The following is a 14,830-nucleotide window of genomic DNA, read 5'->3' on the forward strand; positions in this document are numbered from 1 at the left end:
ACCACAACAAGAACATCAGGCGGCGGCCGCCCTGACAGGAGTTACCCGATGAAAGCTTTTCAAGTGAGAGCACCTTTTGAGTTCGGCCTGGCCCAGGTCGAGGTGCCGCAAATCGCACCCGGCGAAGTCAAGGTGGACGTCGCCTATGCCGGGATCTGCGGCTCGGACATGCACATCATCCACGGGCAGAACGCTTTCGTGCGCTTCCCTAGGGTTACCGGGCATGAGTTTTCTGGCGTGGTGCGCGAAGTGGGTGAGGGCGTTGAACACCTCAAGGCCGGCGACCGCGTGTGCATCGACCCGGTGATCAGTTGCGGTACGTGTTACCCGTGCAGGATCAACCGTCCCAACGTCTGCACCAGGCTGCAAGTGATTGGCGTGCACCGTGACGGTGGTTTCAGCGAGCAAGTCTGCGTCCCGGCGGGTAACGCCCATCGCCTGCCTGACTCGATGTCCCTGAGCCACGCGGCGCTGGTCGAGCCTTACTCCATCGCACTCAACGTACTGGATCGCATGCAGGTGCATCCGGGTGACAGTCTGCTGATTTACGGGGCTGGCGTGATTGGCCTGACCCTGGTTCAGATGGCTCGCGCGCTGGGTTTGACCGACATCACCGTCACCGATGTGATCGACGCGCGGCTGGAAACCGCCAAAGCCCTGGGCGCCAGTCGTACCCTCAATGGTCAGGCTGTCGACGTGGAAGCCACGATGCGCGAATTGACTTATGGCGAAGGCGTGCCGCTGATTGTCGACGCGGCGTGCATCCCGTCGTTAATGCCGCAAATGGTTCGCCTGGCCTCGCCAGCCGGGCGCATCGGCCTGCTGGGCTTCAATGCGACGCCGAGTGATCTGGTGCAACTGGAAATGATCAAGAAGGAGCTGACCCTGGTGGGTTCGCGCCTGAACAACCGCAAGTTCCCCAAGGTGATCGAGCTGATTGCCAGCGGCAAATTGCAGGTTCAGGAGCTGGTCAGCCATCAGGTGTCTTTCGACGAGATGCCAGCAGCTATCGACCTGATCGAACACCATCCTGAACAGACCCGCAAGGTGCTGGTGCAGTTGGGTGAAGCGCGTCACTAGTCCGATGTAGATACGAGTGCCCCTTTGGGCACCCTCACCGAATAAACATAAAAAGCGGGAGGTTCCAATGTTTGGTCAAGGTCGTACATTAATCATCATCATGCTGTTCCTGGCAGGCGTCATTAACTACCTGGATCGCTCGGCATTGTCCGTTGCAGCCCCTTTCATCCAGAAGGACTACGGTCTGACGACGGGTGAAATGGGCATGATTTTCAGCAGTTTTTTTGTCGGCTATGCGGCGTTCAACTTCATCGGTGGCTGGGCGGCTGATCGCTACGGCGCAAAAACTACGCTGCTGCTGGCTATGGTCTTGTGGTCGCTGTTCAGCGGCCTGACTGTGCTGACCGTAGGTTTCGCCTCGCTGGTGCTGATCCGCATCCTGTTCGGTATGGGTGAAGGGCCGTTGAGCGTCACCACGAGCAAGATGGTCAACAACTGGTACACGCCCAAACAACGTGCGCGGGCGCTGGGTTCTTCGATGTCAGGTACGCCGCTGGGCGGGGCGATTTCCGGGCCGGTAGTGGGCTTTATTGCCATCAGCTACGGCTGGAAAGTATCGTTCATTATCATCATGATCGTGGGCCTGGTTTGGGCCGCTGTCTGGTACAAGTTCGTCAAGGACAAACCGGAAGGCAAGGTGGCTGAAGAGATCCAGCGCGCCGAAGGCACGAGCGAAGTGGCTTCGTTGCCGGTGCATCCGCTGCGTTATTACCTCAAGCAACCCACCGTGCTGTTCACCTCGCTGGCGTTCTTTTCCTATAACTACACGCTGTTCTTCTTCCTGACCTGGTTCCCCAGCTACCTGACCATGGCCCATGGCTTGAACGTCAAGGATATGAGCATCGCCACCGTCATTCCGTGGCTGCTGGGTTTCCTCGGTCTGGCCCTCGGTGGTTTCATCTCGGATTTCGTGTTCAAGAAGACCGGGCGGATGATGTTCTCCCGCAAAGTGGTGCTGGTCACGTGCCTGCTCGCCTGCGCGGCCTGTATTGCGGTAGCCGGTGTGGTCAAGACACTTTATCCAGCGGTCATTCTTGTCGCGCTGGCCGTGTTCTTCCTGTACCTGACCGGTGCCATTTACTGGGCGATCATCCAGGACACCGTACCTGCCGCACGCGTGGGCGGGGTCAGTGGCTTCATGCATTTCCTGGCGAACACCTCGGGCATCATTGGCCCGACCCTGACCGGTTTTCTGGTGCAGTTCACCGGCTCGTTCACCAGTGCGTTCCTGTTGGCAGGGCTATTGACCGTGATCGGCGCCGTATGCGTGGCGCGTTACGTAAAACCGCTGAGCGCTGCAGACACGGGTGAAGCGGCTGCACAGATCCCGCAGCCGCAGCATGATTCGGCCTTGAGCCATCCAAGAACATAAGGAGCGTTTCGATGCCAATTGTGAACCGTGTGCCTGCTGCCGACCCTGCCTCGGAGATCGGTATCGTGCATCTGGGCCTTGGGGCGTTCCATCGCGCCCATCAGGCGGTCTACCTGCAACGCAACCTCAATCGTCACGGGCAGAGCAGTTGGGGGCTGTGCAGTGCCAACCTGCGCTCCAATCGCGCCGTGGTTGATCTATTGCGCGAACAGGATGGCCGCTACCACGTTGCCGAGTACCGCGATCGTGAACAAGTGACGCTGCGTGAAATTGCTATGGTGCGCGAGGCGTTGTATGCGGGCGAGGGCGGTGATGAGCTGGAAGTGCTGTTGCAACGCATGGCCGCGCCGCAAACGCGGATTGTCACGCTTACCGTCACCGAAAAAGGCTATTGCCTGAGCCCGTCTACCGGGCAATTGCGTGTTGAAGACCCGACGATTGCCCATGACATCGCTCATCCGCACACGCCGCGTTCGGCGCCCGGCATCGTCCTCGAAGCTTTGCGCCGTCGTCGGGCAACTGACATCCCGGCTTTCACTGTCCTGTGTTGCGACAACATGCCTGACAACGGCCAGCGTACCCGGCAAGCGGTGCGCGGCCTGGCGGCAGAACAGGATCAAGACCTGGCGCAGTGGGTCGATCAGCACGTAGCGTTTCCAAGTTGCATGGTCGATCGCATTGTCCCGGCCATGACCGCAGAGTCTTTCGGTCGTCTGGAGCAACAACTGGACTGCCATGACCCTGCGGCCGTGGTGTGTGAAAGCTTCAGCCAGTGGGTAATCGAGGACAACTTTCCGCTGGGTCGCCCTGACTGGGAAGTCGAAGGCGTGCAGATGGTTGAGGATGTGCAGCCCTTCGAAACGATGAAGCTGCGGATGCTCAACGGCAGCCATTCGTTATTGGCTTACGTGGGCGTGCTGGCGGGTCATGAGTTGGTGTTCGAGGCGGTCAATGACCCACAACTCGCGGGCCTGATCGAACATTACATGGCTCAGGAAGCGGCCCCCACGTTAGACATGCCGGCGGGCATCGATCTTTCCCTCTATGCCCGTGATTTGAAAGCGCGCTTTGCCAATGACAGCCTGCAACATCGTCTGCGCCAGATTGCCATGGACGGTTCGCAAAAGCTGCCGCAACGCTGGCTGCTCGGCGCACAGCAGTTGCTTGACGACGGTCGCGATATCGCTTGTACCGCTTTGGGCGTCGCGGCCTGGATTCGTTACTGCACGCAGCCGACTGAGCAGGTTATCGACGATCCATTGAACGCCACCTTTGCCGATCTGGCGGGGCGTTTCGAAGGTGCAGCTCTGGTAGACGCATTTCTCGAGCTGGATGAAGTTTTCCCGGCGGCGTTGGCCAATCGCCCGGCGTTTCGTGACGCCGTGCAACAGGCTTACAGCTCGCTGGTTGGCGAAGGTATCAGTAGCGTGCTGCAACGCTTCGCTGCACACCACTAACAAGAAAGGAGAAGCACATGGAACAGACATGGCGCTGGTTTGGCCCCAAAGACCCGATCTCCCTGGCGGACGTCCGGCAAACCGGCGCGACCGGCATCGTCACCGCACTGCATGAAATCCCCAACGGCGAAGTGTGGCCAGTAGAGGCCATCGCGGCGCGCAAAAAAATGATTGAAGACGCTGGCCTGACCTGGTCAGTGGTGGAAAGCATCCCGGTGCATGAAGACATCAAGCGCGGCTGTGGCCGACGTGATGAGTACATCGCCAACTATCAGGAGAGCGTCCGCAACCTGGCAAGCTGCGGCATCGATATCGTCTGCTACAACTTCATGCCGGTACTGGACTGGACACGTACGGACCTGGCGTGGGAACTGGCAGACGGTGGTTGGGCACTGCGTTTCGACCAGACCGCGTTTGCCGCCTTCGATCTGTTCATCCTCAAGCGTGCGGGGGCAGAAGCCGAGTACAGCGCCGAGGATATTCAGCAGGCCAAAACCTATTTTGAAGGGCTGACCGAAAGCCAGAGCCAGGCGTTGGTCAATACGCTGATTGCAGGTTTACCGGGCGCCGAGGAGCATTACACCCTGGAAGATTTTCGGGCCTTGCTGCGTACTTACGCGGACATCGACGAAGCCCGTTTGCGTGAGCATCTGGGGTACTTTCTGCGTGCATTGATTCCGGTAGCGGAAGAAGTTGGCGTGCGGATGGCGATTCACCCGGACGACCCACCTCGTGCGCTGCTGGGGCTGCCACGCATCCTGTCCACCGCCGCCGATACCCAATGGTTGCTGGACGCCGCGCCTAGCCAGGCCAATGGTCTGACGTTCTGCACCGGCTCTTACGGTGTGCGCGAGGACAATGACCTTGTGGCCATGGCCAGGCACTTTGCGCCATATATCTACTTCACGCATTTACGCTCAACCCGCCGCGAGGCCGACCCGCGCAGCTTCCACGAAGCCCACCACCTGGGCGGCGACGTTGATATGGTCGGGGTAATCCGCGAGCTGGTCACCGAGGAGCGCAGGCGTGAACGCGAAGGCGGCCCACGCCTGCCATTGCGTCCGGACCATGGTCATCAATTGCTCGACGATCAGCATCGCAACAGCAATCCTGGTTACTCGCTGATTGGTCGGCTCAAAGGCTTGGCAGAGATTCGCGGGGTGGAACTGGCGGTGCGGCAGCAGTTGGGCTGATAGGCCTTAACGCCTGCATCGCGGGCAAGCCCAGCTCCCACAGGTGGAATGTGATCTCATGTGGGAGCCGGGCTTGCCCGCGATGCAGGCGCCACAGACATCAAGCCAACCCTAACGCCCCCCATCCTCAGGCTCCAGCGCCTGCAGCCAGCGTCCTTCCGAGCGACTTAAATGCTGGCGCATTGAGGTCTGGGCGCCGAGTACGTCCTTGCTGGCAACCGCACGCAGAATCGCCTCATGCTCAGTGACCGCCGCTTCCCAGGTTGACGAATTCTCAGAATGCTTGCTCAAGTGAGCAGAAATCGGGTTGTGTCTCTCATCAAACAGTGCAGTGATAATTCGCACCAGCGCCGAATTGCCGCTCATTTTGGCCAGCCGATGATGAAACTTGCGGTCGTCCTCCAGCGGTGGCAGGCCATTGGCAATGCTTGCGCGCATGGCGTCGATGCAGTCCTGCAAATAGCGGTAGTCACTTTTCTTGCCATGCAAACAGGCCAGAATCACGCTTTCGCCTTCGATCAACGCTCGGGCCTGCATCAACTCCGAGGGGCTCTCGCCCAGGGGCACAGGTTTGCTGCTGCCATCCTTGGGAGTGGCGCGCACATAAACACCTGAGCCCATCTTGATTTCGACGGCGCCTTCGATCTCCAGTGCAATCAACGCCTCGCGCAGCGAAGGTCGCGACACACCCAACAGCCGCGTCAGGTCACGTTCAGGGGGAAGCCTTGCACCGGTTTTGAAGTCCGCCTGCGCAATGTAATTGCGCAATTGATCGGCGATTTTCTGATACGGCTTCCGCTCAGCGGCGTTGATCGGTGAAACCATGGCTATGGCGTCCATCGGAAAGTTGGCGAAGGCTACCATAGCGACCGATTGCCTCGCCGCTGGTGAAAGCGTCCATGCTGTCTGGATTCAAGCCGTCATCACATCACCGCGCCGATCTGCCATGGCAAAAACTCGTTGTCTCCCAGGCCATTCTCTTCACTGCAGGTTTGCCGTCCGGAAGCAGTATCGAGCATCAACTGGAACAACCGTTGACCTGACTCGGCGACGGACTCAACCCCGTCGACAATCCCCCCGGCATTGAAATCCATGTCCAGCTCCATGCGCTGAAATAACCCTGTATTAGTAGCAATCTTCAGCGAGGGTGTGGGCTTGCAGCCATAAGTCGAACCCCGGCCGGTAGTGAAGCAAATGAGGTTCGCACCGCCTGCCACCTGACCTGTCGCAGAAACCGGGTCGTAGCCAGGCGTGTCCATGAAAACCAGCCCACGGGCTTCAATAGTTTCAGCGTACTGGTAAACCCCCATCAAGCCGGTAGCACCTGCTTTGGCCACGGCACCCAGGGATTTTTCCAGAATGGTGGTGATGCCCCCGGCCTTGTTGCCGGGCGAGGGATTGTTGTTCATGTCACCGTCGTTGTGGCGCACGTAGGCTTCCCACCAGTGAATCCGTTCCATCAATTGCGCTGCGATTTCCGGGGAGGCGGCGCGGGCCGTCAGCAAGTGTTCAGCGCCATAGATTTCCGGGGTTTCCGAAAGTATTGCCGTGCCGCCTTGCTGCACCAACAGGTCCACGGCTGCACCCAGTGCCGGATTGGCGGTGATGCCTGAATAACCGTCCGATCCGCCGCATTGCAGACCTACGCACAGGTGGCTGGCCGCTACGGTTGTACGCTGGAATTTATTAATGATCGGTAACATCGCCTCTATATGGGCGATGCCGCGCTGCACGGTTTCACGTGTGCCGCCCGCATCCTGGATGATCAGACTGGCCTTCAACAGGGCTGCGCGGTCGTCAAGTTCATCCAGCAACGGGGTCAGTTGGTTGACCTCACACCCCAGGCCGATCAACAGCACACCGGCGAAGTTGGCGTGATTCGCGTAGCCGCTCAACGTCCGCTTGAGGATGTCGATGCCTTCACCTTTGGCGCCCATGCCGCAACCGCTGCCATGGGTAATGGCAACCACGCCATCGACATTCGGGAAGTCCTTCAAACGTTCGGCAGTGAACGCCTGGGCAATGTGTTTGCAGACAGTCGCGGAACAGTTGACGCTGGAAATGATACCGATGTAATTGCGGGTGCCAACCCGCCCATCATCGCGCAGGTAACCTTCGAACGTAGCAGGCTCTTGGCTCAACGCAGTCGGCGAATAGACGTTCTGCACGCTGTGTTCGGAGTTAACGGTCGGCATGGCCAGGTTATGCACGTGGACATAGTCGCCGGGCTCGATGTTCTGCGTTGCCTGGCCGATGGGCTGGCCATACTTGAGTACTCGTTGTCCGGCCGATACGCCTCTCAGGGCAATCTTGTGGCCGGACGGAATCGGCTGCCGGGCGATCAGCTCAATGCCGTCGGCGCTGAGTTGCCGGGCTTCGGCGATGTCACCTCGGGCGACAGCGACATCATCCCCGGGTGATAAAACGAGCAAGGAGGGCTGGTTCATGGTGCGTCCTCTAAATGCGTTTTTTCAGCACTCGATGATGGCTTTGACGACGCCCTGTTTCGGGTCGAGCAGTGTGGTGAACGATTCGGCAACATCCTTGAGCGTCAGCCGATGGGTGTTCAGCGCGGCATCTGGAATCAAGCCGTTGCGCAAGCATTCCTCCACATAGTGGAAGTCCTCCTGGGTGGCGTTACGGCTGCCCATCAGGGTGGCTTCACGCTTGTGAAACTCAGGGTCGGAGAAGGTGATGGAGTCCCGAACCACTGAAATCATCACGTAGGTACCGCCGTGCGCAATGAACTCGAAGCCACGCTCCATGGCTCGGGCATTGCCGGTGGCGTCGAATACCACGTCGAAAAAATCACCTTCTGTGAGGTCAGCCAAAGCCTGCTTGTCGCCTTCGCCGATTTGCACCGCTGCTTGAATGTTCAGGTGTTGGCTACAAAAGGCCAGACGGTCTTCACGGGTATCCAGTACCGTGACCTTCGCGCCGCGAAGACTGGCGAAGATCGCCGCGGCCATGCCAATTGGACCGGTGCCGACCACCAGCACGCGTTTGTCCGCCTGCACATTTGAGCGGCGCACCGCGTGAGCACCGATCGAGAGAAATTCGATCATCGCGGCCTGATCAAGAGAAACACCCGCCGCTTTATGAACGAATGCCTGGGGGATACTCAGGTATTCGGTGAACGCCCCGTCGCAGTGAACCCCCAGCACTTGAATTCGGGTGCAACAGTTGGTTTTGCCTTGGCGGCAAGCGATGCATGTCCCGCAGGAAAGGTAAGGCATCACGTAAACCACGTCGCCAGCAGCAAGCTCGCTGTTGCTGTCGGCGTCTTCGACGATCCCGGAGAACTCATGGCCCATGACTCGTGGGTATTCGAGGTAAGGCTGGTTGCCGGTGAAAATATGCAGGTCGGTGCCGCAGACACCCACGCGTTTGACACGGATAAGGACTTCTCCGGCTTGTCTAAGTGGCTTATCGCGTTCGATAGCGGTTAACGAGCCGGGTTCGTTACAGATGACGGTCAGCATGCTGATGCTCCTTGGTGAGGGGAAGGGCACCGAGCGCGCTGCAGGCGGGATATCTACACATCAGGAGGGTCTCTTTTTGTTGATCTCTTTTTGTTGTAGTCGGGCAGGTGCCCGCTCGGATGATCACGCCTGAAAAACTACACGCCGTGAATTTTATTGGCAAGACCAATATTTAATAATGTTGAATTGGACCGACCAATTTGTATTTCTCGTTCTATCTGTTGGGTGTCGCAGAGCTGACTTGTAAAAACGGTGACCGGCCCTTCATGATGGTCAGCGGGATTCATCCGGCCCGTGCATTTCAAGGACAAGAGCATGTTTGAACTGGACTACGCGCTGGCACAGGAAATTGTCGACCGCGCGATGGCCATCCTGCCCTGCAACGTGAACGTGATGGACAGCCAGGGCTTGATCCTTGGCAGCGGCGAAGCCCGGCGCATCAACACCCGTCATGAGGGCGCCCAGCAGGTTCTGGCCACTCAGCGAGTGGTGCTCATCGACGCGCCAGCTGCGTCGAGCCTCAAGGGTGCGCAGCCGGGCATCAACGTGCCGCTCATGCATGACGGGCGTTTGATTGGTGTACTGGGCCTGAGCGGTGATCCGCAAGCGCTGGAGACTTACGCGCAGTTGCTGCGCATGACCGCTGAAATGCTCGTCGCGCAGCGTCAACGAGAGGACGAGCGTCAGTGGCGCAAACTGCGCATTGATGAACTGCTGTCATTGCTGCTGAGTGAAAGCGGCGACCCGGCCAGGCTCCTTGATGAAGCGCAGCGTCTGGGTCTGAAGCCTCAGCTCTCGCGCACCCCGGTCTGGATTGAACTCACCTCGGATCAAACGATGGCAGCGGTATGTGAATGGCTGCACGGACGAACGCCAGACAGTTGGTGCCTGAGCTTTTCTGACAAAACCCTGCTGTGGTGCTATCCCTCAACAGCGGTGTTCGACCCTGACAAACTTCTACAAAAAATGCAGGCGCAGGGCTGGGCGATAGAGCGTCTGGCCTTTGGGGTGCCTGCACATAACATCGCGCAACTGCGCAACGTCTGTGCCCGCGTGAAGACGTTGGCCGCTTACGGTCTGGCGGTGAAGACGCACGAGAGCGTTTTATCGCTGACGCGTTATCGCCTGCCGGTGATGTTATGGGCACATCGCGACGAGGGCGCGACGGAGGAATTGCTGGCGATTATCGAGAAGGTGCGGGTCAAGGACAGCAATGGTCAATTGCTGCAGACTCTGCGCAGCTGGTGTGAACACAGTGGGCAAGTTCAGCAGTGCGCCGCGGCGTTGGGTGTGCACCGCAACAGTCTGCGTTACCGGATGGACCGGATCGCCGAAATCACCGGGCTTGATCTGGACCGGCTGGATGACCTGATTACGTTATACCTCAGCGTGCAATTACTGCCTGAAACCGATTAATTGTGCGGGAGAACAATTTAATAAATCTAATGTTGTGCAAAAGACTAAAGCGCACCCAATGGGTAAGGTGTCAGCCTGAAGGCACAACAAATAGATCGCCGGAGAGCGTCAATGAAGATCGTCATAGCACCTGATTCGTTTAAAGACAGCCTGAGTGCTGCCGATGTCGCTCAAGCTATTGCTCTGGGCCTGGCTGAAGTTTTCCCTTGCGCAGAACTGGTTCAATGCCCCATGGCCGACGGTGGTGAGGGCACCGTGGATGCGATCCTGGCAGTGCTCGACGGTGAACGACGTCAGCACATTGTCACCGGCCCACTGGGCACTGACGTTACCGCCCAATGGGGTTGGTTGCCCGAGTCGCGCACTGCAATCATCGAAATGGCTGAAGCCAGCGGCCTGCAACTGGTTGCGGTAGCGCAGCGCAACGCCTGCATCACGTCTACTGTCGGCACCGGCCAATTGATTGTCGAGGCCCTGAATGCAGGTGCTGAGAAAGTCGTATTGACCATCGGCGGCAGCGCAACCAACGACGGCGGTGCGGGCATGCTCACTGCATTGGGCGTGCGGTTTTATGATGCGCAAGAAAAACCGTTGGCTCCCGGAGGTCTCGCACTGGCCGATCTTGCGCGTATCGACCTGAGTGGTATGGATCCACGTTTGCAGTCCGTCAGCTTTGAAATCGCCGCCGATGTTGATAATCCGCTGTGCGGGCCGCACGGCGCCTCCTTTACCTTTGGCCGACAAAAGGGCGCGAGCCCTGAGCAAATACAATCGCTGGATCACGCACTGGCGCGCTATGCCGATTGTTGTGCTGCCGTGCTCGAACGCGATGTGCGAGACGAACCCGGCGCGGGTGCCGCCGGCGGCATGGGCTTTGCCGCGAAAGCATTCCTGAGGGCAGGGTTTCGACCAGGTGTTGAAGTGGTGGCTGAACTGGTCGGCCTTGCGGAAAAAGTCCGGGACGCTGACCTGGTGATCAGCGGGGAGGGCAGTTGCGACTTCCAGACCCTGAGAGGCAAAACCCCCATGGGCGTCGCCCGCGTCGCCCAGAAGCATGGCGTGCCGGTGGTTATACTCGCGGGCACCTTGGGCGAAGGCTATGAAACGCTGTATCAGCACGGCATTGCCGCCGCGTTTTCGGTGGTTTCCGGTCCGATGAGCCTGGCAGAAGCCTGTCAGGACGCACCGCGTTTATTGCAGGAGCGGGCAAGGGATGTTGCCCTGGTCTGGCAACTGGGACGCACCACAGGCTAATTCTCCTCGACATTATCGATGTGCTTGAAACGCTCGATCAGAAAGTCGATCAGGCTGCGCACCCGTGCTGACAAATGCAATTGCTGCGGGTAAACCGCGTACACGTCAGCACGGGTCGGCGTCTGGTCCTCCAGCACCAGACGCAATCGGCCACTGCGCACATAGCGGGCGATGTCCCATTCAGCCCTGAGCAAAATGCCGAAACCCTCCAGCGCCCAGTTCAGGGCGACCTCACCATCGTTACAGCCCAGTGCGCCATGCACCTTGACGTTGTCTGTGCGACCACCGTTGGTGAAGCTCCAGACACCATAAGGTGATTCATTCTGGCGAATAAAAATGCAGTTGTGGTGCTGCAGCTCACTGAGTTTCTGCGGTGTGCCGTATTTCTCCAGATACAGCGGTGACGCGCAGAGCAAACGACGGTTGGAGGCAATCTTTCGCGCATGAAAGGCGGCGTCCGGCAGTGTTCCGAAACGAATCCCCAAATCGAAACCATGCGCCGCCAAATCCAGCGGATGGTCACTGATCTCCAGCTGGATTTCGACTTCTGGATAGTGCGCGAAGAACGCCGCAAGGGCAGGGCCCACATGACGGCGACCGAACCCCAGCGACGCGTTCACCCGAATCAGCCCTTTGGGCGTCGCACGGCTGCTGCTCATCAATTGTTCGAGATCATCAATCTGGGTGAGGATCCGCGCCGCATGGGAGAAATACAGCTCGCCTTCGGACGTCAGGCTCATCGAACGCGTGGTGCGATTAACCAGGCGAATGCCCAGCCGCGCCTCTAGCGCGGTCAGGCGTTTACTCACTGCTGGCGGGGTGACGCCAAGCTCGCGCGCAGTCGCCGCGAGGCTGCCTTTATTGGCCAACAGATAGAAAAAGGACAAATCCAGCGTCTGGCTCATTCGTAACTCAAAGTTATTTATGTAGTGATTTGGAGTAACTCACGCCTCTTGATTCACTACATATACTCCGACCACACCCCGTTTGGACAGCTCGGTTCGACGGGAACAACAAGAAAATGACGAGAGTGGAGTTAACGATGAGCGCATACAAAATTGCTGCGGTTCCAGGTGATGGCATCGGTGTCGAAGTCATCGCCGCTGGCGTTGAAGTGCTGCAAGCCCTGTCTAAAAAATCCGGTTTTGAGCTGAACTTCAAACACTTCGACTGGAACTCGGACAACTACCTGAAAAACGGTTACTACATTCCGCAAGGCGGCCTTGAAGAGCTGAAGACCTTCGATGCGATTTTCTTCGGCGCGGTGGGCGCCCTCAATGTGCCGGACCACATTTCTCTCTGGGGCTTGCGTCTGCCGATTTGCCAGGGTTTCGATCAGTACGCCAACGTGCGCCCGGCGCGTGTATTGCCAGGGGTGAAAAGCCCGCTGCATAACGGGGACCAGATCGACTGGGTGGTAGTGCGTGAAAACTCCGAAGGTGAATACTCCGGCAACGGCGGTCGTGTACACCGCGGCTTGCCGGAAGAAGTTGCCACTGAGGTTTCGGTATTTACCCGTGCCGGGGTCGAGCGCATTCACCGCTTTGCGTTCGAACTGGCGCAAAGTCGGCCACGTAAACACTTGACCATGGTCACCAAGTCCAACGCCCAGCGCCACGGCATGGTGTTGTGGGACGAGATCTTCTACGAAGTTGCCAAGGACTTCCCGGACGTCAAAACCGACAAGGAACTGGTCGACGCTGTGACCACGCGAATGGTGCTCAAGCCTTCGACACTGGACGTGATTGTCGCCACCAACCTGCACGCTGACATTTTGTCCGACCTCGCGGCTGCCTTGTCGGGCAGCCTCGGGATTGCACCCACCGCCAACCTCAACCCATCGCGCAAATTCCCTTCGATGTTCGAACCGATTCACGGCTCTGCCTTCGACATCACCGGCAAAGGGGTTGCCAATCCGATCGCCACGTTCTGGACTGCCGCGATGATGCTCGAGCACCTGGGTGAAGCCGATGCGGCCAGGCAGTTGATGTCGGCCATCGAAGCCGTGACCGAGAGCGGTTTGCACACCCCGGATCTGGGTGGCAACGCCACCACCCGGCAGATCACCGACGCGGTGATCGCGCTGATCAACCGCTGATTCAAAGTAGTACTGCGGCACAACGCCGAGGGGCTGCTCACTGGAGCTGGCTTCTCGGCATTTCCTGACAACAATAAAAATCAGGGCCCTGTCATGAAAAGAATATTTGGCAAGCTATACGTGCAAGTGCTCATCGCCGTCATCCTCGGCGCGCTGGTTGGCGTACTGGTTCCCGAGACCGGAACCGCGCTCAAACCGTTGGGCGACGCGTTCATCAAATTGATCAAGATGCTCCTGGCCCCGGTGATCTTCCTCACCGTGGTGACGGGCATTGCCAAGATGGAAAACATGAAAGAGCTGGGGCGCGTCGGCTTTCGCGCACTCATCTATTTCGAAGTGGTTTCCACGCTGGCGCTGGTCGTCGGCCTCGTAGTGGTAGACGTGTTCAAGCCCGGCGCAGGCATGAACATCGATGTGGCGACACTGGATGCCTCCAGTCTGGCCAACTACACCACGGCGGCCAAGCATACGACGTTCATGGATTTCTTCATGAACATCATCCCGGACACCATCGTCGACGCGTTCGCGAAAGGCAACGTCCTGCAGATCCTGCTGTTTTCAATCCTGCTCGGCGTGGCACTGGCTCATGTCGGCCCCAGGGGCAAACCCTTTGTCGACATGCTGGATAGCCTGATGCAGGGCATGTTCCGCATCGTCAACATGGTCATGCGTCTGGCACCGATCGGTGCGTTTGGCGCTATTGCGTTCACCATCGGCAAATACGGCTTCGGTTCGCTGTTTTCGCTGGGCAAATTAATGGCCTGCGTTTACCTGACCTGCATCGTCTTTGTGATCTTTGTCCTCGGGCCTATCTGTCGCTACAGCGGTTTCAGCCTGTGGAAATTCCTCAAGTTCATCAAGGAGGAGCTGTTCACTGTGCTGGGCACCAGCTCGTCGGAGTCAGTGCTGCCACAGATGATCTCCAAGATGGAAAAAGCCGGGGTCTCGAAACCCGTGGCAGGCATGATCATCCCGTCCAGTCTGACGTTCAACCCGGATGGACAGGCGATCTACTACACCATTGCGGCCATTTTCATCGCCCAGGCGACCAACACGCCACTGACGCTGACCGACCAGTTGATCGTGCTGGCGGTGCTGATGTTCACCTCCAAAGGTTCGGCGGGCGTGACCGGTTCGGGCTTCATCATCCTTGCCGCAACGCTTTCCTCGTTGGGCACCATTCCGGTGGCGGGGATGGTCTTGCTGTTGGGTGTCGACCGCTTCATGTCCGAAGCGCGGGCGATCACCAACACCATCGGTAATGGCGTCGGCACCATGGCCATCGCCAAATGGGTGGGGGCGCTGGATACCGTCAAGATGCACAAGGCGCTCGATGGTGAAACCGAGCCGGTGTTGCCGGCCAAGGCTGAGTCCGACGCTGCACCGATCCTCTCAAGTTAAACCCAGCCCTGGAGTCCATGACACCGCGCTTTCGCCAAACAAGCTAGGACCTGTAGGAGCTCACGAGCACCGCGAGC

Annotated in this window: 12 protein-coding genes; 8 read left to right on the forward strand and 4 right to left on the reverse strand. The window is 58.5% G+C overall.

Features of this window, described 5'->3' with window-relative positions:
* Positions 1 to 48: 48 nt before the first annotated feature.
* The 4 genes from AUC60_RS01390 (at position 49) to uxuA (ending at position 5,102) form a co-directional block, all read left to right on the forward strand.
* Positions 49 to 1,080: a Zn-dependent oxidoreductase gene (locus AUC60_RS01390; protein ID WP_087264247.1), complete on the forward strand. Its 1,032-nt coding sequence runs from the start codon at positions 49 to 51 to the stop codon at positions 1,078 to 1,080.
* A 67-nt stretch (positions 1,081 to 1,147) separates the two neighbouring features.
* Positions 1,148 to 2,452: an MFS transporter gene (locus tag AUC60_RS01395; protein ID WP_087264248.1), complete on the forward strand. Its 1,305-nt coding sequence runs from the start codon at positions 1,148 to 1,150 to the stop codon at positions 2,450 to 2,452.
* A gap of 11 nt (positions 2,453 to 2,463) precedes the next feature.
* On the forward strand, positions 2,464 to 3,909 hold the full coding sequence (locus AUC60_RS01400) for a mannitol dehydrogenase family protein (protein ID WP_087264250.1): 1,446 nt from the start codon (positions 2,464 to 2,466) through the stop codon (positions 3,907 to 3,909).
* 17 nt (positions 3,910 to 3,926) lie between these two features.
* Positions 3,927 to 5,102, forward strand: coding sequence for a mannonate dehydratase (uxuA, locus tag AUC60_RS01405; RefSeq protein WP_087264252.1), 1,176 nt, complete (start codon positions 3,927 to 3,929; stop codon positions 5,100 to 5,102).
* Positions 5,103 to 5,213: 111 nt separating this feature from the next.
* On the opposite strand, the gene AUC60_RS01410 is transcribed toward uxuA, so the two are convergent.
* From AUC60_RS01410 to AUC60_RS01420, 3 genes are all read right to left on the reverse strand, one after another.
* Positions 5,214 to 5,927 (reverse strand): FadR/GntR family transcriptional regulator, encoded by a 714-nt coding sequence (locus AUC60_RS01410; RefSeq protein WP_087264489.1) that lies wholly within the window; start codon positions 5,925 to 5,927, stop codon positions 5,214 to 5,216.
* A gap of 98 nt (positions 5,928 to 6,025) precedes the next feature.
* Positions 6,026 to 7,549: a UxaA family hydrolase gene (locus AUC60_RS01415; protein WP_087264254.1), complete on the reverse strand. Its 1,524-nt coding sequence runs from the start codon at positions 7,547 to 7,549 to the stop codon at positions 6,026 to 6,028.
* 24 nt (positions 7,550 to 7,573) lie between these two features.
* A complete protein-coding gene (locus AUC60_RS01420) occupies positions 7,574 to 8,584 on the reverse strand; it encodes a zinc-binding alcohol dehydrogenase family protein (RefSeq protein ID WP_087264256.1) in 1,011 nt (336 codons plus the stop codon).
* A 315-nt stretch (positions 8,585 to 8,899) separates the two neighbouring features.
* Here AUC60_RS01420 and AUC60_RS01425 point away from each other — a divergent pair, with 315 nt between their 5' ends.
* Positions 8,900 to 10,000, forward strand: coding sequence for a sugar diacid recognition domain-containing protein (locus AUC60_RS01425; protein WP_087264258.1), 1,101 nt, complete (start codon positions 8,900 to 8,902; stop codon positions 9,998 to 10,000).
* Positions 10,001 to 10,111: 111 nt separating this feature from the next.
* A complete protein-coding gene (locus tag AUC60_RS01430; protein WP_087264260.1) occupies positions 10,112 to 11,254 on the forward strand; it encodes a glycerate kinase in 1,143 nt (380 codons plus the stop codon).
* Here the strand turns inward: AUC60_RS01430 and AUC60_RS01435 are convergent.
* A complete protein-coding gene (locus tag AUC60_RS01435; RefSeq protein WP_087264262.1) occupies positions 11,251 to 12,159 on the reverse strand; it encodes a LysR family transcriptional regulator in 909 nt (302 codons plus the stop codon). The genes AUC60_RS01430 and AUC60_RS01435 overlap by 4 nt on opposite strands.
* A 137-nt stretch (positions 12,160 to 12,296) precedes the next feature.
* On the opposite strand from AUC60_RS01435, the gene AUC60_RS01440 reads away from it, so the two are divergent.
* A complete protein-coding gene (locus AUC60_RS01440) occupies positions 12,297 to 13,352 on the forward strand; it encodes a tartrate dehydrogenase (protein ID WP_087264264.1) in 1,056 nt (351 codons plus the stop codon).
* A gap of 93 nt (positions 13,353 to 13,445) precedes the next feature.
* Entirely contained in the window at positions 13,446 to 14,753 is a 1,308-nt protein-coding gene (locus AUC60_RS01445; RefSeq protein WP_087264265.1) for a dicarboxylate/amino acid:cation symporter, read from the forward strand.
* Positions 14,754 to 14,830 lie beyond the last annotated feature (77 nt).

Origin of the sequence: Pseudomonas caspiana, assembly GCF_002158995.1 — a bacterium.
Classification (GTDB): Bacteria; Pseudomonadota; Gammaproteobacteria; order Pseudomonadales; family Pseudomonadaceae; genus Aquipseudomonas; species Aquipseudomonas caspiana.

What these genes read in the sequence shown, in the direction of transcription:
- AUC60_RS01390 (WP_087264247.1), top strand. Translation starts at nt 49, where the DNA reads ATGAAAGCTTTTCAAGTGAGAGCACCTTTTGAGTTCGGCCTGGCCCAG.
- AUC60_RS01395 (WP_087264248.1), top strand. Translation starts at nt 1,148, where the DNA reads ATGTTTGGTCAAGGTCGTACATTAATCATCATCATGCTGTTCCTGGCA.
- AUC60_RS01400 (WP_087264250.1), top strand. Translation starts at nt 2,464, where the DNA reads ATGCCAATTGTGAACCGTGTGCCTGCTGCCGACCCTGCCTCGGAGATC.
- uxuA (WP_087264252.1), top strand. Translation starts at nt 3,927, where the DNA reads ATGGAACAGACATGGCGCTGGTTTGGCCCCAAAGACCCGATCTCCCTG.
- AUC60_RS01410 (WP_087264489.1), bottom strand. Translation starts at nt 5,927, where the DNA reads ATGGTTTCACCGATCAACGCCGCTGAGCGGAAGCCGTATCAGAAAATC.
- AUC60_RS01415 (WP_087264254.1), bottom strand. Translation starts at nt 7,549, where the DNA reads ATGAACCAGCCCTCCTTGCTCGTTTTATCACCCGGGGATGATGTCGCT.
- AUC60_RS01420 (WP_087264256.1), bottom strand. Translation starts at nt 8,584, where the DNA reads ATGCTGACCGTCATCTGTAACGAACCCGGCTCGTTAACCGCTATCGAA.
- AUC60_RS01425 (WP_087264258.1), top strand. Translation starts at nt 8,900, where the DNA reads ATGTTTGAACTGGACTACGCGCTGGCACAGGAAATTGTCGACCGCGCG.
- AUC60_RS01430 (WP_087264260.1), top strand. Translation starts at nt 10,112, where the DNA reads ATGAAGATCGTCATAGCACCTGATTCGTTTAAAGACAGCCTGAGTGCT.
- AUC60_RS01435 (WP_087264262.1), bottom strand. Translation starts at nt 12,159, where the DNA reads ATGAGCCAGACGCTGGATTTGTCCTTTTTCTATCTGTTGGCCAATAAA.
- AUC60_RS01440 (WP_087264264.1), top strand. Translation starts at nt 12,297, where the DNA reads ATGAGCGCATACAAAATTGCTGCGGTTCCAGGTGATGGCATCGGTGTC.
- AUC60_RS01445 (WP_087264265.1), top strand. Translation starts at nt 13,446, where the DNA reads ATGAAAAGAATATTTGGCAAGCTATACGTGCAAGTGCTCATCGCCGTC.